The organism is Thermoanaerobaculia bacterium (genome assembly GCA_018057705.1).
In the GTDB taxonomy this organism is placed as follows: Bacteria; Acidobacteriota; Thermoanaerobaculia; order Multivoradales; family JAGPDF01; genus JAGPDF01.
In genome coordinates, this window is record JAGPDF010000014.1 from 1 (window position 1) to 18,203 (window position 18,203).

The following is an 18,203-nucleotide window of genomic DNA, read 5'->3' on the forward strand; positions in this document are numbered from 1 at the left end:
CGCGCGCCCAGCGCGACTCTGCCCTGACCAAGCTCGAGCAGGCCCAGCTTCCCAACGGCGGCTTCCCCTGGTTCGCCGGCGGACCGGCCTCGCCCTACATGACGCTCTATCTCATGGGCGGCATGGCTCGCGCGGCGGAGTTTGCGGTTCCGGTGCCGAAAGAGATGGTGCAGCGCGGATGGCAGTATCTCGCCCGCGAGGCGAAGGAGGATTGGCTGCCGAGGGCGATCGCCGACGACTGCTGCTGGGAGCTGCTCACCTATCTCAACTACGTTGCGTCGTCCTATCCCGATCCCTCCTGGACGGGCGATTTCCTCTCGGCGGACGACCGCCGGACGATCCTCGACTTCTCGTTCAAGCACTGGCGCGAGCACCAGCCGCTGCTCAAGCTGCAGCTCGCCTCGACGCTCGAACGGATGGACCGGCACCAGGATGCGGTTCTGGTCCTCGCGAGCGTCATGGACTCGGCGCAGACGACGCGCGACGAGGGGACGTTCTGGCAGCCCGAGGACCGCGCCTGGCTCTGGTACAACGACCGCATCGAGAGCCACGCCTGGGCGCTGCGTACCCTCATGGAAGTGACCCCCGCCGACCCGCGCCGCGACGGGCTCGTGCAGTGGCTCTTCCTCAACAAGAAGCTCAATCACTGGAAGTCGACGCGCGCTACCGCCGAGGTCCTCTATTCGCTGGCGGCCTATCTCAAGGCCACCGGCACGCTCGCGGTGCGCGAGGAGGCGACCGTGAAGGTCGCCAACCAGACGACGACCTTCGTCTTCGAGCCCGACAGCTTCACCGGCAAGAAGAACCAGATCGTGGTTCCTGGAGGGAAGCTCGACGCCGAGCGGCGTCCGAAGGACGCTTCGGTCATCGTCGAGAAACAGACTCCGGGCCTCATGTTCGCCTCGGCCACCTGGCACTTTTCGACCGAGGAGCTGCCGGCCGAATCGCGCAGCGACCTCTTCGGCGTCGAGCGCCGCTACTTCAAGCGCGTCAAAACCGGGAGCGAAGTGACGCTGCTGCCGATCGGCGGGGGAACCACCCTCGCCGTCGGCGATGAGGTCGAAGTTCAGCTGTCACTACGCGCCAAGGCGGCAGCGGAATACGTACATCTGCGCGATCCCCGCCCGGCAGGGCTCGAGCCCGACCGGCCGGAGTCCGGCTGGAAGTGGGATCTCGGCATCTCGCGTTACGAAGAGACGCGCGACAGCGGTGCGAATTTCTTCTTCGAGAACCTGCCGGCCGGCGAGTACACCTTCAAGTACCGCCTGCGCGCCAACCTCGCCGGCGAGTTCCGGAGCGGCCCGGCCCAGGTGCAGTCGATCTACGCCCCGGAGTTCGTCGCCTACTCGGCGGGCGAACGGCTCGAGATCGAGGCCGCGCCGCGCTGACGCCGCCGGTCAAGGTGCCGAGGCGGACCACTGTCCGACGCCGCCGCTCTCGAAGCCGTCGGCAAAGAGCGCGGTCGGCGGCGGGAGGACCGCGCTGAGCACGATGTCGTCGAGATGCCAGCCGTCGAAGGTGGCCGAGACATCGGAGGTCAGCCGGAAACGCAGGCGGGCCTGACTGCTGCCGGCGAGAGCGGGGAGCGCGAGGTGGTTCGCCTCCCAGGTGACGTCGTGGTCCTCGCCGGCGGCCCGCGCGACCTCGGTCCAGCTCGTGCCGCCGTTGGTGGAGATCTCGACGCGGCCGTAGTCGTAGCCGTCCTCGAGGTCGTAGAGCTGCTTCCAGTCGAGAGCGACGTCGGTCGCCAGCGAGAGATCGAGCAGCGGCGAGGTGAGCGAGGTGTCGGCGAAGTTGCCGTAGGTCCCGCCGGGGCTGTCGGTCCACGAGTGCGTGGGGCTCGCGGCGCTCTCGGTCGTGCGGGCCCAGGGGCTCTGGGTGGTCCAGCCGGGGTTCGCGACCTCGGCGTCGTCGGCGAGCACGCTGGTGATTGCGGGCAGCGCGAAGTCCTGCGTCACGGTGGCAAACGGTGCCGCGACGACTCCCGCAACTGTGCGCGGCGCATGTCCGGCGGCGCTCGCCCGGATGTCGTAGGTGCCCGGCGGCACCTGCAGCGAGTAGGCGCCGGTCCCCGGCGTCGTGGCGACGGCGAACGGGCCGACGGTCACGGTCGCGGCGAGCGCCGCCGTCGTGCCGGCCTCGCGCACCACGCCTTCGACGAACGGCGCCGAACCCGGGTCGAGGACATCGAGGAAGTGCGCCGACACGGGGCCCCAGTCGCCGCCGGCATCCTGGCCGCGCACGTAGACGAGATGGCGGCCCGCAGCGAGAGCCGTGGTGTCGAGGGTCGCGCCCGCCACCTCGATCGAGCTGTTGAAGAGGCCGTCGTCGGCCGAAAGCGCCACCGCAGCGGCACCGGGTTGCCAGGGGGCGAGGTCGAGGTAGGCCTCGGCGGCGCTCACCGCCTGCACCGGCTCGCTGCCGTTGGCGTTCGAGAAGCGCGTGTCGTCGAGGGTGACGTGGAGCCCGGCCGGTTCGCCGGAAGCGACCACGGCTGGGGCCAGCGTCAGGTCGCGAGCCTCGGGCCCGCCGGGCGTCAGATAGGGTGTGCGCACGACTTTCGCGGCGTAACGCAGCGCCTGGAGATTCGCCGGCAGGATGGTGTTCTCGAACGCGGAGCAGGCCTCGAAGAAGTTGCTGCCGAGCTCGAAGGTGAAGCCGGCGACGCCGAGGTCGCCGTAGGCGAAGTCGTCGGTGGTGCCGTCGGTGGGATAGAGGCCGATCGATTGTTCCGGCCAATGTCCGTTGAGGAAGGCGAAGCGGCGACCGAGGGTGGTGAGCGCAGCGGAGTTGTCGCTGGGTGTCGAGGTCGCTCCCCACGGCCAGAGCACGAGCTCGCCGAAGCTGTGGAGGTCGATGTAGACGCCGGTCGCGTCGTCGGGAGCGGCGCCGCCGGGATAACTGTCGCCGCGCTGGTCTGGGAAATGGGCGCGCAGATAGTTCTGCACCGCCTGCACTTCGGGTTCCGAGGCCGGCTGAGGTCCGTGGTAGTCGAGAGCACAGGGGCTCGAGCTCGAGCCGCCGCAGCAGTTCCACTGGAAAGCGAAGTTGCGGTTGAGGTCGGCGCCGCGGCTGGTGGAGTTGGCGCAGTAGTTGTTGTCGACGTTCTTGCGCCACGAGACTCCGGCCTCGGCCTGCTTGCGCCCGTCCGGGTTGGTCTGCAGCAGGAGATGGATCTCGTGCTGGTCGAGGAGCCAGGTGGCGTCGGCGTCGACACCATGGCCGCCGACCAACTGCTCGGCGAAGCGCAGCGCGAGCTCCGCCGTGGCGTACTCGCGGGCATGGATCGCCGCCGTTACGAAGAGCCGTGGCTTCGGGCCGGGAACCGCCGAGTTGGTGAGCGCCAGGACCATCATGTCGTAGCCGGCGGGGCCGCCCGCGGCCGCTTTGTCCCAGCTGTCGCCGGCATCGCTCCAGGTGGCGAGAGCCGGGTGGGCCGCGACCATCGTCTGCGCCGCAGCGAAGGTCTCCTCGACCGTGCGGTAGCAGGGAAAGCTCGGAATGCCGGCTTCGGGCGCCTCGCCCCGGGCGCGGGCCTCGGCGGCACGCCGGCCGCCCTCTTCGGCCTGGCGCAGGAGCGCCGTCCCCGCGGCATCGACCTCGACGTAGAAGCCGAGGCCGCGCAGACGATCGACGGTTTCGGGGTCGGCGAACAGGCGCAGGAGGTTCTGTTTGCGGTCGTAGCCGAAATGGTCGCCCCACGAGGCGACCTCGCGCCGGGCTTCCTCGGTGCCGAACCAGGCGCGCACCATCCAGGGTCCGGAGCCGGTGAACGGATCGTCGGGAAGGCCGAGGCCGAAGGCGAGCGCGGCCTGGGCCGCGAGGAGGAAGAGGGCGATCAGCGGCAGGCGGCGGGAGAGATTCCGGACTTGGGTTTCCACAAAGGGAAGTATGAACCCCGCCCGCCGCGAGCGCCAGAACCGCTCAGGCGGCCGGCGTCGGCACCCCTGCCGGCTGCTGGACCGGCACCTCCAGGACCTCGCCCCCGGGCGCTCCGAGCGCGCTCGGCGCGCTCGGAGCGCCCGACCCGAGCATCCACTCCGCGAGGCGGGCCCAGAACCAGCCCATGCCGTTCTGCAGATGGAGGGCGACGAGGAGGCCAAGCACCCCGGCAATGCCGAACGGCAGGGTGCCGAGGAAGCTCTCCGGCTGCCAGAGGCCGATCCCGATATGGATCTCCTCCGGGTTCACCAGCCAGGCTACGGGCACGAGCACGAACGCCAGCGGCACGACGAGTGACACCAGCGAGACGACCCAGGTGGCGAGCGCGATGGGGAACTTGAAAAACAGGAAGGCCATCCCCTTCCAGAGCGCCGCAGAAGAGAGCAGAGCGCCGAGCCGGGGGAGCAGCCGGTCCGAGGCCGGGTGGGTCACCCGCTCCGGTACGTGGGCGCCGAGCAGGTGGATCGCGAGCTGCCGCTCGAGGCCAGCGGCACCCCAGGCGGCCAGGAAGGTGACGAGAAGCACCAAGAGACCGATCCAGATGATCGTGAGCGGCACCCCGGCCGAGATTCCGACCGTCAACCCGACGAAATAGGCGAGGCCGAGCGGGAACCCGAGCCAGAGGTAGAGGAGGCTGCCGTAAGTCCGCGGCCGCACCGCGACGGTGAAGAAATCGGTCCAGGAGAGCTGCCGGGTCGCGCTGTTCATGACGATCACCTCAGACCGTCCTACGACGGACGCGTCTGGCGGTTTCGCTTGCCGCGCGGCCGGCAGGTCGCCGTCAGCCTGTAATAGGCCGCGATCGGCTTACCCTGGAGGGCGTGGGCTGGAAGCGCCAGTCTCGGACACCCTCCAAGGCAGACCCGCCTCGCTTGGGGGCCCGGCCGAACGGGTAGCACGGACGATCTTTCCTTTCCCGTAGAATCCCGGATGCCATGAAAAAAGCCCAACATGTAGCCGTCACCGGCGCCGCCGGGAACATCGGATACGCGCTCCTCTTCCGCATCGCCGCGGGCGATCTCTTCGGACCGGACCAGCCGGTCGTCCTGCACCTCATCGAGATCGCGCCGGCCCTGCCGGCGCTCGAGGGGGTGGCGATGGAGCTCCGCGACTGCGCCTTCCCGTTGCTCGACGGGATCGTCGCCACGGCGGACATCGAAGAGGGCTTCAGCGACGTCGACGCCGCTTTCCTGGTCGGCGCGCGGCCGCGCGGTCCGGGGATGGAGAGGAAGGACCTGCTCTCCGCCAACGGCGCCATCTTCGGGCCGCAGGGCAAGGCCATCGCCGCACGCGCCGCGCGCGATGTGCGCGTGCTGGTGGTCGGGAATCCGGCCAACACGAACTGCCTGATCGCGGCCTCGAACGCCCACGGTCTCGATCGCCGGCAGTTCCATGCCATGACGCGCCTCGACCACAACCGGGCGCTGTCGCAGCTCGGCGAGAAGTGCGGCGCGCATGTCAACGACATCCGCCGGATGACGATCTGGGGCAACCACTCCTCGACCCAGTACCCCGACCTCGCAAATTGCACCGTGGGCGGGAAGCCGGCGCTCGGGCTGGTCGAAGAGAGCTGGTATCGCGAGACCTTCATCCCGACCGTGCAGCAGCGCGGGGCCGCGATCATCAAGGCGCGCGGCGCCTCCTCGGCGGCCTCCGCCGCCTCGTCGGCGCTCGACCACATGCGCGACTGGGTGCGCGGCAGCGCGGCCGGCGACTGGGTGTCGATGGCGGTGCCGTCGGACGGCAGCTACGGCATCCCGGAAGGAGTCGTCTACTCCTACCCCTGCGTCTGTAAGGGCGGCGACTACGAGATCGTGCAGGGCCTGGCGATCGACGAGTGGAGTCGCGGCAAAATGGACGCCAGCGATCGCGAGCTGCGCGAGGAGCGCCAGGCGGTCGAGGAGCTGCTCGGCTGAGCCTGCCGGCCTGCGGGCCGCGTTTTTGTCAAAACAGCATTTTTCCGCTAGACTCGCGACGTGCGCGGGCGACTCGGGACTTCTTCCGGCAGGGCTTCGGCGGGCGCGGTCGCGCTCGCCGGCTGCTGCCTGCTGAGTCTCCTGCACGCTCCTGCAGCGGCGGAAGCGACGGCAGCGCCCGGTTCGCCGGCCTCCCTGAACGGGCCCGGCAGCCTGCTCGAGATGCGGCTGGCGCTCGGCGATCTGACCCTCGGCGCGTCCACCGGCTGCTCGGTCGCCTACACGCTCCAGGTGCTCACCGAGGTGGCTCCGGGGAGCGACGACTTCGAGCTCCAGGTCTTCGATGATGGCGCCCTGACGCAGATCGTGGCGCTCAGCGCACCCTCGGACGGCCTCCTCCACAACCTCTCGGGGACGATCGTGCTCGGCCAGCCGGTCTCGCAGGCGAGCCCCGGGATCGGCGTCTATCTGGTCGACTCCGGGACGATTCTCGATTTCGTCGATCCGGTGCCGGTGACCTGCGGCGCCGTTGAGATCCCCACGCTGGGGTCGGTCGGCGCCTGGATCCTGGGCGGACTGCTCATGGCCAGCGCCTTCGCGGTCCTGCGCCGGCCGCGCCGCACCTTCTAGCTTCAGCCCAGCTTCAGGCCGAGCCGTTTTGCTCGCCAGATTTCAGATGCCCGCGCGCTCGCAGGCGGCCTCGATCCGCCGCGGCCGGTAGCCGATCGCGCGCAAGCGCTCGATGATCGCGCGGGCCTCCCCGGCGCGCCGGTCGGCGAGGAGGAGCATCGCGTACGCTGCCTGGAACCCCGGATTGGAGTCCGGGCCGGAGAACTCGACGAGCAGCGTTGCGGCGCGCCGACGCAACACTGCCGCCTCGGCGCTGCGCCCGTCGAGCTCGGCGATCGCGGCCGCACCGGTGAGGGACTCGCCGAGCCGCGCGACGATCGTCTCGTCGTCCGGCCTCTCGCGAGCCAGCTCATCGAGCAGGGCGAGAGAGCGCTCGTTCTCCCGTCGCGCCCGGCCGATCTCTCCTGCGGTGAGCGCGACGACGCCCAGGCGGAAGTGCGTGACCGCGAGCATCCGGTTCCACGTGCGGTGCGCGGGGTCGAGACGGCGGAGCTCTTCGAGACCGAGGCGACCCTGTTCGAGCTCGGCGATCGCGCCGGTCGGGTCGCCGACGTCGGCCAGGATCCAGCCGAGATTGAGGTGAGCCACGGCGGCGCTGCGGGCCCAGTCGCTGTTCTGCGGGTCGAGCCCGGCCAGTCGAACGAAGGTCTGCAATGCGAGCCGCTGCTGCACGGCGGCCTCCTCCGGTTGGCCCATCGAGAGCAGAAGGCGGGCCAGGAAGTCGCGCGCCGTGGCAAGGTCGTTGTGGGCCACGGGATCGTCGTTCTCTCGCGCCAGCCGCTCGAGCAGGAGGAGATTCTCGCGCCGCGCCGCGGTCGCTTCCGACAGCCGCCCCGACTCCTCGAGCGCCGAGCTCAACCAGGCGAGCGTCGTCGCGAGCTCCGAGACCGTCGCCGACTCGGCGGCGGTGTCGGCCGCAGCCGCGTGTGCCGCGAGCAGGCGCCGCAGATGGCTCTCGCCCTCGACGAAGCGCGCGATCGCTTCGTCCGGTCGGCCCAGCGCTTTGAGTCCGACGCCGGTGTCGCTCAGAGTGGCAGCGAGGAGACGCTCGAACTGCGGCTCGTCGGGAGCGAGCTCCACCGCGAGCCGCGCTGCGGACAGGGCCTCCGCGAAGGACTCGTAGGCCCTTTCCGGGGAGTCGAGATCGTTCCAGATGGCTGCGACCATCGTCGCTGCGAGCGCCCGCGCCTTTTCGTGCGCGGCCTGCGGGTGGTCGCTGGCGAGAATCCTCGCGAGCGCGAGGGCGCGCCCGGCGACCTGGCGGGCCGGCTCGAGCGCACCCTGGGCGAAGCGCACTTCGGCGACCTGCCGCAGCGCTTCGATGCGTCGCTCGAGCTCGAGGGGCGAGAGCTCACTCTCGGGCACGGCCTCGAAATGCTCCAGGGCTCGATCCCCGACGGCATCGAGGAGGTCGAGTCTTCCGACCTTCTCCAGTTTCGGACGGAGATCTTCGAGCATGAATCCGATGAGATCCTCGGCCTGCCCCTGACGGCGCTCGGCTTCGCGCCTCGCCCGGCGCGCCTCGAAGGCGAGAAAAGAGACCACCACCAGCCCGACGATCAGGCTCGCGACGCCCGTGGCGCCGGCTGCGATCCACCGCCGCCGGCGCGCCAGACGTGCCGGCTTGTCGATCAGCCCGGCGAGGCGCTGGGCGGCCTCTGCGGCGGTGGGGCGGGCGCTGGGCTCGAAGCTCTTGGCCTCTTCGATCAGCCGCGCCAACTCGGGGTCGAGTCCGGTCACGAGCTCCGTACGCCCGCGCTGCACGGCCTTCAGGAGATCGGCGAGGGGGGCGTCTGCATAGGCGGGTCGGCCGGTGAAGAGCTCCTGGAGCAGGATGCCGAACGAGAACAGGTCGCTCGCCGTGGAGACCGACCGTCCCAGCGCCTGCTCGGGGCTCATGTACTGCAGCGTTCCGACGATGGTGCCGAAGCGGGTCTGAAACTCGGGCAGGGCGAGCGTCGCGTCGTCGCGCTGGGCTTCGGCATTGCGGAGATAGGCGGCCGACGGGTCGTCCGCGTCGGTCTCTCCCGGCGAGCTCCGGTGGAGGAAGTCGGACTCGGCCACCCGGGCGATGCCGAAGTCGAGAATCCGGACCCGGTCGCCCTGGGCCACCATGACGTTCTCGGCCTTGAGGTCGCGATGGATCACCTTCGCGTGATGCGCCGCCTGAAGGCCATCGGCAATCTGTCGGGAGATGGCCAGCAGACGCTCGAAGGAGGGTCGCTGACGCATCAGTTGGCGAAGGGTCTGGCCCTCCACGTATTCGAGAACGAGGTAGTCCGCGCCCTCCTCTTCGATCAGGTCGTGGATCTGGCAGATCGACGGATGACCGAGCTTCGAGAGCAGGCGGGCCTCGCGCAGGAACCGGGCCTTGCCTTCGCGATCGAGAAGCTGGCTCGAGCGCAGCGTCTTGACGGCGACGCGGCGCTGGAGCTTCTCGTCGTAGCCGAGATAGACCTCGCCCATGCCGCCCTCTCCGATCGGGCGCTCGATCCGGATGCTGCCGATCTGGCGACCGACGAACGACATGGTTGCGCGGCAGTCTAGCCTCAGCGCGGAGGATTCGGGCTGTACCCGGTCATCTCCACGAAGCCGTGGCCGGCGAGGGGGTTCCCGCGACTCGTTCCTTTCACCGCGACCGCTCCTTCCCAGTAGCGGACGGTGACGGCGAGCTCCTGGCCGGCAACCCTTGGGGTGAGCACGAGGTCGAGGGCCTCGCCGGGGACGGTCAGGCGCCAGTTCGCGGGGTAGGTGGCGCCGGTCGGGCTGCGCCAGGTCGAGAGGACTTCGAGCCCGACCTCGGTCGCGGCGAGACTGCGCGACGTGCCGTCGGCGGCGACGAGGCTGCCGCGGCTCCACGGATCGGCGGCGCCGTCCTTCCTTCGCAGGCGGTAGAACATCAGCTCGCGGCCGTCGCCGAGCTGCAGGGCGAACCAGTCCCAGCCGGCGAGGTCGGGTCCGAGGGCGCTGGTCGACCACTCGCGGTCGAGCCAGGCTTCGCCGGTCACCGCGATCGTCTCGCCGTCGACGCTCACCGTGCCGCGCGTCGGCAGCCGGGTCATCGAGTAGTAGTAGGAGGCGTTGCCGGGTTCCGGACCTTTCTGCGAGAGGCCCCGTTCGCCCTGGAGGACCGGCGGCTTGCCGGCTTCGAGCGCCAGGTCGACCGCGAAGCCGTCCTCCCTCGCCCGCAGGCGCAAGGGCGAGAAATCGGCTGCGGAGGGGGCGGTCGAACCGATCGACCAGTCCTCGAGGGCGACGCGAAAGGACCCGTACGGGGGGGCGGTGCCGCCGGCGAGGCCGATGGCTTCGCGCGCGAAGCGTTCAGCGTACCGGAAGGTGCCCGCCGCGGAATCGGAGAGCGCGAAGTGCGCCATCCAGACGTGGGCACTCCGCCAGCGCGACGGGCTCGCTGCGGGAATCGCGGCTTCGGCGACCTCTGCGACGTCCGGGACTTCTGGGATCAGCGCGTTGCGGAAGAAGGTCAGCTGGACGCCGAAGGCCCGGCCGTCGGCGGCGAAGAGGTTGCCGGTGACGTACCACCACTCGGTGCGAAAGCCGTCGTGGGCACCGTGATCGGCGGGGAAGACGAACTCGCGCGGTGCGGTGGCGCGCGCGAAGCGCTCGTCGTCCTTGCCGAGTCCGCCGCCCAACGCCTCGGCGACGTCGAGCTCGGCGGAGATCTTCGCCGGCCGGCGGGCGCGGCGCTCGAGCGCGACCGCCAGGGCCGTCACTGCGATGACGCAGAGCAGCAGGGCGACAATGAGACGGCGCGGGGTGCGCATCTTCACTCCTGCTTCAGGGCGAGAGCCGGATCGGTCCGCCCGAGGCGCCAGGCGGGAATGAGCCCGGCGAGGAGCGCCGCACCGAGCGCGAGGACCATCGCCTCGACGAACGGCCGCGCCGTCCAGGCGATCTCCATCGACCAGCCGAACGAGCGCCGGTTGATGACGTGCACCATGAGGGCGGCGAGGAGCGCGCCGAGCGGCAGCGAAAAGAGCCCGGCAGCGAGCCCCATCCAGCCGGTCTCGGCGGCGACGAGCCGGAGGAGCTGCCGGCGCGTCAGGCCCTGGGCGCGCATCACGGCGAATTCCCGGCCGCGTTCGAGCTCGAGGGCCGCGAGCGCCGCCAGGATGCCGAGAAAGGCGACTGCGATCGCCAGCAAGCGCAGCACACCGGTAATACGGAAGGTGCGGTCGAAGATCTCGACCGACATCTGCTTGAGCAGGCGGCTCGACTGCGCGGCGAGCTCCCCTTCGGGTGCGGCCCCTTCGACCGCGGTCTTGAGCTGCTCGAGGTCGGCTCCGGCCTCGGCGAAGACCGCCAGCACCGCCACCCCGGGCTCATCGAAATGGGCGCGGAAAGTGTCCACCCCGAGCATCACGACGCCCTGGTCCGAGCCGTAGTCGTAGTCGATCCCGGCGACCCGGAACGACTGGCGGCCGTTCGCGGTCTCGAGCTCGAAGCGGTCGCCCAAGTGGAGGTTGCGGCGATAGGCGAACGGCTCGGCGAGGATCGCTGCGTCGGGAGTCGTCGTGAGCTCGCGCCAGACGCTCTCGAGGTCGCCCTCCTTCCAGTGCATGGCGGCGAGGCTCTTGCGGTCGAGGTCGATGCCGACCACCCGCGCCGGGAGCTCTCCGGGGCTCTCGACCTGGGTGATGCGCAGGGTGTTGATCCGTTCGACGCCGGGCAGGGCGCGAATGCGCTCGACCGCCTCGGGCGAGATGCGCAGGTGGGCGCGGCTCGGTACCTGCGTCGGCGTGCTGACGTAGAGGTCGCCGATGAGCGCCCCTTCGAGCCAGATCTGGACGGTGGTGCGGAAGCTCCCGATCATCACCGCGATGCTGATCGAGACGGCGACCGCGAGGGTCAGGGCGGCGACCGCGACCCCCGTGCGCGAGATCGACGCCGCCACCGCCCGCGCGCCCATCCGGCCGAAGAGGCCGATCGCGGCGTAGAGGCGCCGCCACCTCCGCGGCACGGCGGCGACGGCGCGCAGGCTGACGGCGAGGGCGCGCGGCACCAGCAGTGAAAAGCCGACCAGGACGAGAAAGAAACCGCCGAGCGAGAGGGGAAGGGAAGCGGTCGCCAGAGCGAGGAGGAGGCCGCCGGCAAGGCCGAAGAGAAGTCCGAGTCCGACCGCGCGCCCGGAGAGCCTCCCGGCCCGGCTCTCGAGCTCGGAGCGCAGGAGCGTCGCCCGCGGCGGGGCGTTGGCGGCCTCGAGCGCCGGCGGCAGCGCGGCGGCGAGCGACGCGCCGAGGCCGAGCAGGCCGCCCTTCAGGAGTGAAAGCGGCGAGAGCGCGAAATTGCCGGCGGCGAGCGTGAAGTAGAGGTCGCGGATCGTCTGCAGGACGAGCCCCATGAGTCCCCGGCCGAGCACGATGCCGACGAGCAGCCCGAGCGCGCTGCCGACGATGCCGAGGACGGCCGCCTCGGTGAGGACGAGGGTCAGGATCTCGCCGCGCCGGACGCCCAGGGCGCGCAGGCGCCCGAAGAGCTCGCGGCGCTGCACGACCGAGAAGGTCATCGTGTTGTAGATCAGGAAGGTGCCGCACAGCAGGGCGAGGAGCGACAGGGCGCGCAGGTTGAAACGGAACGCCCGCGTCATCTGCTCGAGCGCTTCGGGTCGCGCGCTCGCGCGCGCCAGATGGACGCCCGGCGGCAGCAGTGTCGCGATCTCCCGGCGGGCCCGCTCGCCCGCTTCGCCTTCGGGCAGGGCGAGGTCGATGCGGGTGAGCCGCCCTGGCAGATCGAGGATCTCCTGTGCGGTCGCGATATCGACGAGAGCGAGGTTCGCGAGCGCCTCGCGGGCGGCGGCGTCGGTCGGCTTCAGGATTCCGACCAGCAGAAGCCGTTCCTCTCGCGCCCCGACGCGGACGGGGAGCGTGTCGCCGATCTCGAGCCCCAGCCGCTCGGCGGTCGCGCTCTCGAGGAGTGCCGCGCCGGGGGTGGTGAGGAATCGGGTGAGGTCCTTGCCGGCGGCGAGCGCTCCGCCGAGATAGCCGCGGAACGGCGCCTCGCTCCACGGATCGAGGCCGAGGAGCCGCAGGACAGGGGCGGAGCGGGAGATCGACCCGCCGTTGGCGGGCGCTGCCGCTGCGGATTCCTGCGTTGGCGCGAGGACGACGAAGTCCTCGACCACCGGCGCCGCGGCGCGCAAGCCCGGGATCTCGTCGGTGCCGGAACGGAGGCGGGCGAAGAGCGTTTCGTCGAAGCCGTTCGAATCGCCGGTGATCTGATCGGTCGCAGCGCCGGCGGTCGCGTCGGTCGCCACCACGAAGGCACGCCGGGCGCTCTCGTTGGCGAGGTCGATCGCCACGACGACGGCGACGCCCAGCGCCACGCCGGCGAGCGCCAGCCCGAACTGCGCCGGATGGCGCAGGTGATAGCGGCGGCTGGCGCGCCCGAGAAGGCTCAAGCCGGACTCTCCACGGCGTCGGGCTTCAGTCCGCCGGTGCCGCCGCCGGTACCGGTGTCGGTGTCGGTGATGGCGAGCGCTCGACCAGCCGGCCGTGATCGAGGGTGAGCACGCGGTCGGCGATCCCCATGACCTCGGGGCTGTGGGTCACCATGAGCATGGTCTTCCCGGCCCTCCGCGTGAGCCGGTCGAGGAGCTCGAGCACCTCGAGCCCGGTCTCGATATCGAGATTTCCGGTCGGCTCGTCGGCGAGGACGAGCGCCGGATCGGCGGCCAGAGCGCGCGCCACGGCGACCCGCTGCTGCTCGCCACCCGAGAGCCGGTCGGGAAACTGCCCGCCACGGTCGGCGAGACCGACCTCCTCGAGCAGCGCCAGCGCCCGCTCGCGGTTCGCGCCGCTCGCCCGCCCGGCAAGCTCGAGCGGCAACAGGAGGTTCTCTTCGACGGTGAGGGTCGGGACGAGATTGAAGAACTGGAAGACGAAGCCGATCCGGTCCCGCCGCGCCACCGTCCGCTCGTCCTCGGTGAGCCGCCCGAACTCCCGCCCCTCGAGCAGCACCTCGCCCGAGGTCGGCAGGTCGATGCCGGCGATGAGATTCAGCAGCGTCGACTTCCCCGACCCGCTCCTGCCGAGAAGAACGACCAGCTCCCCCGGCGCAATCGCGCACGAAACCCCGTCCAGCACGACGCGCGGCCTCCCCGCCTCGACAAAACTCCGCCGCACCTCGCGCAGCTCGATGACGGGAACCGGATCGGACACCACTCCACTCTACGGCAGCGCTCGAAATTCCGATGAACCGGTCTCAGCGCTCGCGATAGGCCTCACGCCGATGCGCGACGCGGACCACGAGGACGACGAGTCGGCGGTCTTCTATCTCGTAGAGGACGCGGTAGTCGCCGACGCGGATGCGGTAGGCGTTCTCCGTCGCGGAGAGCTTCTTGCACCCGCTCGGCCGTGGCGTCTCGCCGAGAGCGTCGATCGCGAGACGGATCCTCCGCCGCGCTGCGGCCTCGAGCTTCTCGAGTTGACGCGCCGCCGCGGGGACGATGAAGACGTTGTGAGCCACCGCTCTCTACTTGGCGCGCAGCTTCGCCTGCACCTGGCGCCAGGGAATGGCAGCTTCGCCGCTCGCCTCGAACTCCAGCTTCGCGGCGCGGAAGGCCTCGAGATCCGCGGCGTCCTCGAGGCTCTCCAGGAGCGCCGCATCCTCGACCGAAACGACGTAGGCGATCGGCTTGCCATGCCGATGAATCGCCACCCGCTCCTTCGCGAACGCCGCGCGATTCAAGACCTCGGAAAAATTCTCCCGCGCGGATCGGGATGTCAGAAGTGCGTTGTCGGACATGGCGTCGTCTCCCATGGGGAAGGATACGCTAGGTACCTTGTGTACGCAAGCGCCGGAATGTCCGACTCGTCGGAGGACGATGAGGAGTGATCCGGAGTCGGGCCGTAAGGAAGAGTGCGCGTGGGTGCCGAGAGATGCTCCAGGGTGCGCAGGCATCCCCTCCGAGGGCGAGTTCGGAATTGGCGATAAACTTCGCCGGTGTCGTCGGAAGCAGTCGCCTTTCCCCGCCCGAGAGACTGGGTCGAGCTCACCAAGCCCCGGATTACGCTCCTCGTTACGTTGACGACGGCGGCGGGGTTCGCGCTGGCGAGTGAGCGGCCGCTCGATTGGCCGCGTTTTGTTGCGACGCTGATCGGGACGGCGCTGGTCGCGGCGGGGTCGGCGGCGTGGAACCAGTTCGTCGAGCGTGAGACCGACAAGCTGATGCGGCGCACGGCGACGCGGCCGTTGCCTGGCGGGCGGATGCACCCCGGGCAGGCGCTCGCCTTCGGCGGGCTATTGTCGGTCACCGGCCTCCTCGTGCTCTCCCTGCTGGTGAATCCGCTCACCGCGGCGATCGGCTTCGCGACGCTCGCGGCCTACGTCCTGGTCTATACCCCGATGAAGCGCCGGAGCTCGCTCGCGACCCTGGTCGGCGCGATCCCCGGCGCCGCGCCGCCGGTCATGGGCTGGACCGGCGCCTCGGGCGAGCTCGATCTCGGCGGCTGGCTCCTTTTCGCCATTCTCTTTCTCTGGCAGCTGCCGCACTTCCTCTCGATCGCCTGGCTCTATCGCGACGACTACCGGCGGGCGGGGATGCCGCTCCTCACGGTGAACGATCCCGACGGCCGGGCGACCGGCCAGCAGGCGGTGCTCTATGCGGTGGCGCTGGTGCCGGTGTCGCTCATGACCTCGGCCGTAGGCATCACCGGCGCGGTGCATCTCGCCGGCGCGCTGCTCTTCGGCCTCGCCTTCCTGACCAGCGCGGTGCTCTTCGCGCGCGAGCAATCCGTGACCACAGCGCGGCGGCTCCTGCTCACCTCCGTCTTCTATCTGCCGGCGGTCTTCGGGGTCGCCGTCGCCGACCATCTGTTCCTGCGATGAACGTCCGGATGCGCAGCGCGGCTGTTCGCCGGAGTGGTGGCGGCTGGCTCACCGGCTTCGCCGGGCTGGCGCTTCTTGCCGTCGTCGCCTGTCGTGCCCCAGAGCCGCTGCCGGTGCTCTCCGAGTTGCCGGAGTTCGCGCTCGTCGAACGCAGCGGGGCGACCCTCGACAAGGCAGCCCTGGCCGGCCGGCCGGCGATCGTCGACTTCATCTTCACGCGCTGTCCGGCCTCCTGTCCCATGCTCACCGCGCGGATGAAGGAGCTCGAGAAGCGCATCCCGGAAGGCTCGACCGTACGGCTGCTGTCGATCTCGGTCGACCCCGAGCACGACCGGCCGGAGGTGCTGACCCGCTACGCCGAAGGCTGGCAAGTGGGACCGCGCTGGCTCTTTGCGACCGGCGAGCGGGCGGCGATCTGGGAGCTCGTGCGCAAGGGGTTCCTTCTGGCGGTCGAGGCGACACCCGAAGACACCAGCTCGCCGATTCTGCACAGCAACCGGTTCGCTCTGATCGACGGCGAAGGCCGCATGCGCGGCACCTACCAGGCGCTCGAAGAGGATGCGCTCGACCGCATCCTGGAGGATCTCGCGGCGCTGGAAGCCAGCGCAGCAGGCGGCTGAAGCCTCGACAGGGCCGGATGCCGAAGCGACCGATGAGCCAGCAGCGGAGGACCCAGCGATGGAACTGACCGTACGCGACCTGCCGACCCTCAACGCGGCGCTGAACGCGACCTCGGGTGTACTCCTGGTGCTCGGCTGGCTGCTGATCCGGCTCCGGAAGATCGAAGCCCATCGGCGCGCCATGATTTCGGCGTTCGGCTGCTCGATCGTCTTCCTGGTGTCCTACCTCGTCTACCACTTCCAGGTCGGCTCGGTGAAGTTCCAGGGCACCGGCACGGTGCGGACCGTCTACCTCGCGATCCTCCTCACCCACACCGTACTCGCCGCCGCCGTGCCGTTTCTCGCGGTGATGACCCTCTCCCGCGCCCTCGCGCGGCGCTTCGACCGCCACAAGAAGATCGCCCGCTGGACCCTGCCCATCTGGCTCTACGTTTCGGTCACCGGTGTGGTGGTTTACTGGATGCTCTACCAGATGCGCTTTGGCTGAGTCGCGAGCTGGGGCCGGGAGCCTGGCTAGCCCGACCTTCTCACCAGCGTTAGCCGCGAGACGCCGCAGATGCCCATGGCTGCAAGGCGTCGCGACCGAGGCCCGCGCAGACGTACTTGCAGTACGTCGAGCAGGCCGACCGAGCGCAACGCAGCAGACGTGGGCGTATGTGGCGTCGTAGCCGAAGGTTGGTGAGAAGGTCGGGCTAGAGCCCCGGTGCGGTCGCCGTGTCCTCTGCCATGAGCGGAGGTGCCTAATCTGCTTCTCCCTAGACGAGGCGCATACCGCCTGGGCGGGGGCGGCTGGGAGGTGGGGAGGGCGTGGACGGGGCCGCCGGCGTCGCTCCTGGCACGTAGCCGCCCGGGAACTGAACGGCGACAATCCGGGTCCAGGGGATGCGCAGCTGGCGAAAGCCGCCCAGAAGACGGACGAAGGCGAGCTCTGCGGTGACGCCGAAGTCGTCCACGGTCGCGCCGGACTTGAGCTTCTCCGGGTCGAGGGCACAGACCAGCTCTTTGGGAAACTGCGCCAGGAGGTCCGGCGGGATCTCGTCCGGCGGCGCATCGACGGTCGAAACGACCAGCACAACCGGCCAGCCGGCTTCGATCAGTCCGGCGAGCGCGTCGCGCAGAGCGGCGTACATCGTCTAGAAGATGGTCCGCTGATCGCTGTTGGCCGGCGCATCGTCGAGCGGCGCAGCGCTCGCTCCGCGGTTCTCCCCCTCTTCGCCGGCCGCGGGCGCCGCCGCCTCGCCCAGCCAGACGAAGCGTTCGAGGCTCCTTGCCCAGACGAAGCCCTGGCCGCTCTCTTTCATGCCGCGCAGCACGGCGAGCTTCGAGTCGATGTCGTCGATGGCGTGGAGGACGAACGCTTCGGCGGTCATCGGTTCGACCGGGGAGGAGAACTCCTTGCGCCCCTGATGCGAGAGAACGAGGTGCTCGAGCTGCAATCTCAGGTCGGGCGGAAAACCGGGGATCGCGGCGGTGCGCTCACGGACGAGGTCGCGGCCGATGACGATGTGGCCGACGAGACGCCCGACCGGGGTGTACTCGTTGTCGGGCATCGCGCCCAATTCCTGGAGCTTGCCGAGGTCGTGGAAGAGGACACCCAGGACCAGCAGGTCGCGGTCGAGCTCGGGGTAGTTGTCGGCGAAGCGCACCGCGAGCTCCATCATCGAGACCACATGCTCGAGCAGGCCGCCGCGGAAGGCGTGGTGGATCGCCTTCGCCGCCGGATGCACCCGCAGGGCCGCGCCGTAGACCGCCATCGTCTCGGACGCCAGGCGGCGCATCTCCGGCCGCTTCACTTCGCGGTCGAGTGTCCCCTCCAGGCGACGCATGAGGTCGTCGATGTCGAACTTCGTGGTCGGGACGAGCAGGCTCTCGTCGAAGCCCTCCCGGGCGTCGTCGGGGACGATCGCCCGGCACTGGTCGACCTTGATCTGCAGCTGGTCGCGGTAGCTCTGCACCTGGCCGCGGAACTTGACGAAGCCGCGGGCCGCGAAATCGTTGGCGAGGGCCGAGCTGTCCGACCAGGCGCGGCCGGTGATCGCGCCCGAAGCGTCGGCGAGCTCGAGGTCGAGATAGTCCTTGCCGCTCTTGTCCTGACGCAGCTCCTTGCGCTTCAGAAAAGCGAAGCCCTGCACGGAGTCGCCGGCGTTCCAGGTGGCGATCGGCTGATTCTTGACGATTGGAGACATAGTCTGGGGCACCCGCCGTTGAGAAGAGGGCCGAGTATAGTCGCCGGGCGCCGGGCTGGTACACG

At 70.0% G+C, this 18,203-nt stretch carries 16 protein-coding genes; 6 read left to right on the forward strand and 10 right to left on the reverse strand.

Features of this window, described 5'->3' with window-relative positions:
* On the forward strand, positions 1 to 1,388 hold a 1,388-nt coding region (locus KBI44_06490), incomplete at its 5' end, for a hypothetical protein (protein ID MBP9144112.1).
* A gap of 9 nt (positions 1,389 to 1,397) precedes the next feature.
* Here the strand turns inward: KBI44_06490 and KBI44_06495 are convergent.
* Both KBI44_06495 and KBI44_06500 read right to left on the reverse strand, forming a co-directional pair.
* The gene (locus KBI44_06495) at positions 1,398 to 3,881 is read right to left on the reverse strand and encodes an immune inhibitor A (GenBank protein MBP9144113.1); all 2,484 of its coding nucleotides are present in this window, start codon (positions 3,879 to 3,881) and stop codon (positions 1,398 to 1,400) included.
* A 43-nt stretch (positions 3,882 to 3,924) separates the two neighbouring features.
* Positions 3,925 to 4,650: a sensor domain-containing protein gene (locus KBI44_06500; GenBank protein ID MBP9144114.1), complete on the reverse strand. Its 726-nt coding sequence runs from the start codon at positions 4,648 to 4,650 to the stop codon at positions 3,925 to 3,927.
* 227 nt (positions 4,651 to 4,877) lie between these two features.
* Here KBI44_06500 and KBI44_06505 point away from each other — a divergent pair, with 227 nt between their 5' ends.
* Complete coding sequence (locus KBI44_06505; GenBank protein ID MBP9144115.1) at positions 4,878 to 5,858, forward strand: malate dehydrogenase; 981 nt, start codon at positions 4,878 to 4,880, stop codon at positions 5,856 to 5,858.
* A 60-nt stretch (positions 5,859 to 5,918) separates the two neighbouring features.
* A complete protein-coding gene (locus tag KBI44_06510; GenBank protein MBP9144116.1) occupies positions 5,919 to 6,488 on the forward strand; it encodes a hypothetical protein in 570 nt (189 codons plus the stop codon).
* Positions 6,489 to 6,530: 42 nt separating this feature from the next.
* Here the strand turns inward: KBI44_06510 and KBI44_06515 are convergent, their stop codons facing one another.
* Genes KBI44_06515 through KBI44_06540 form a run of 6 tightly spaced genes read right to left on the reverse strand, consistent with a single transcriptional unit; the run spans position 6,531 to position 14,249 of the window.
* On the reverse strand, positions 6,531 to 9,017 hold the full coding sequence (locus KBI44_06515) for a serine/threonine protein kinase (protein MBP9144117.1): 2,487 nt from the start codon (positions 9,015 to 9,017) through the stop codon (positions 6,531 to 6,533).
* Positions 9,018 to 9,037: 20 nt separating this feature from the next.
* A complete protein-coding gene (locus tag KBI44_06520) occupies positions 9,038 to 10,270 on the reverse strand; it encodes a carotenoid 1,2-hydratase (GenBank protein MBP9144118.1) in 1,233 nt (410 codons plus the stop codon).
* A gap of 2 nt (positions 10,271 to 10,272) precedes the next feature.
* Positions 10,273 to 12,903, reverse strand: coding sequence for an ABC transporter permease (locus KBI44_06525; protein MBP9144119.1), 2,631 nt, complete (start codon positions 12,901 to 12,903; stop codon positions 10,273 to 10,275).
* 25 nt (positions 12,904 to 12,928) lie between these two features.
* Complete coding sequence (locus KBI44_06530) at positions 12,929 to 13,663, reverse strand: ABC transporter ATP-binding protein (GenBank protein MBP9144120.1); 735 nt, start codon at positions 13,661 to 13,663, stop codon at positions 12,929 to 12,931.
* A gap of 43 nt (positions 13,664 to 13,706) precedes the next feature.
* Positions 13,707 to 13,970 carry a type II toxin-antitoxin system RelE/ParE family toxin gene (locus tag KBI44_06535; protein ID MBP9144121.1) on the reverse strand — a complete coding sequence of 88 codons (264 nt, stop codon included), beginning with the start codon at positions 13,968 to 13,970 and terminating at the stop codon, positions 13,707 to 13,709.
* Positions 13,971 to 13,976: 6 nt separating this feature from the next.
* Positions 13,977 to 14,249 (reverse strand): type II toxin-antitoxin system Phd/YefM family antitoxin, encoded by a 273-nt coding sequence (locus tag KBI44_06540; GenBank protein ID MBP9144122.1) that lies wholly within the window; start codon positions 14,247 to 14,249, stop codon positions 13,977 to 13,979.
* 198 nt (positions 14,250 to 14,447) lie between these two features.
* Between KBI44_06540 and cyoE the strand changes: the two genes are divergently transcribed.
* Genes cyoE through KBI44_06555 form a run of 3 tightly spaced genes read left to right on the forward strand, consistent with a single transcriptional unit; the run spans position 14,448 to position 16,439 of the window.
* Positions 14,448 to 15,332: a heme o synthase gene (gene cyoE / locus KBI44_06545; GenBank protein ID MBP9144123.1), complete on the forward strand. Its 885-nt coding sequence runs from the start codon at positions 14,448 to 14,450 to the stop codon at positions 15,330 to 15,332.
* Between the two features lie 8 nt (positions 15,333 to 15,340).
* Entirely contained in the window at positions 15,341 to 15,952 is a 612-nt protein-coding gene (locus KBI44_06550) for an SCO family protein (GenBank protein MBP9144124.1), read from the forward strand.
* Between the two features lie 58 nt (positions 15,953 to 16,010).
* Positions 16,011 to 16,439: a DUF420 domain-containing protein gene (locus KBI44_06555; protein MBP9144125.1), complete on the forward strand. Its 429-nt coding sequence runs from the start codon at positions 16,011 to 16,013 to the stop codon at positions 16,437 to 16,439.
* A gap of 268 nt (positions 16,440 to 16,707) precedes the next feature.
* On the opposite strand, the gene KBI44_06560 is transcribed toward KBI44_06555, so the two are convergent.
* Both KBI44_06560 and KBI44_06565 read right to left on the reverse strand, forming a co-directional pair.
* On the reverse strand, positions 16,708 to 17,082 hold the full coding sequence (locus tag KBI44_06560) for a hypothetical protein (GenBank protein ID MBP9144126.1): 375 nt from the start codon (positions 17,080 to 17,082) through the stop codon (positions 16,708 to 16,710).
* A gap of 3 nt (positions 17,083 to 17,085) precedes the next feature.
* Positions 17,086 to 18,138, reverse strand: a complete 1,053-nt coding sequence (locus tag KBI44_06565; protein ID MBP9144127.1) for an HD domain-containing protein — start codon at positions 18,136 to 18,138, stop codon at positions 17,086 to 17,088.
* Positions 18,139 to 18,203: the final 65 nt, after the last annotated feature.

Coding starts and splice junctions, on each gene's coding strand:
- KBI44_06500 (MBP9144114.1), bottom strand. CDS start 4,650: ATGAACAGCGCGACCCGGCAGCTCTCCTGGACCGATTTCTTCACCGTC.
- KBI44_06505 (MBP9144115.1), top strand. CDS start 4,878: ATGAAAAAAGCCCAACATGTAGCCGTCACCGGCGCCGCCGGGAACATC.
- KBI44_06515 (MBP9144117.1), bottom strand. CDS start 9,017: ATGTCGTTCGTCGGTCGCCAGATCGGCAGCATCCGGATCGAGCGCCCG.
- KBI44_06520 (MBP9144118.1), bottom strand. CDS start 10,270: ATGCGCACCCCGCGCCGTCTCATTGTCGCCCTGCTGCTCTGCGTCATC.
- KBI44_06540 (MBP9144122.1), bottom strand. CDS start 14,249: ATGTCCGACAACGCACTTCTGACATCCCGATCCGCGCGGGAGAATTTT.
- KBI44_06550 (MBP9144124.1), top strand. CDS start 15,341: ATGCGCAGCGCGGCTGTTCGCCGGAGTGGTGGCGGCTGGCTCACCGGC.
- KBI44_06555 (MBP9144125.1), top strand. CDS start 16,011: ATGGAACTGACCGTACGCGACCTGCCGACCCTCAACGCGGCGCTGAAC.
- KBI44_06560 (MBP9144126.1), bottom strand. CDS start 17,082: ATGTACGCCGCTCTGCGCGACGCGCTCGCCGGACTGATCGAAGCCGGC.
- KBI44_06565 (MBP9144127.1), bottom strand. CDS start 18,138: ATGTCTCCAATCGTCAAGAATCAGCCGATCGCCACCTGGAACGCCGGC.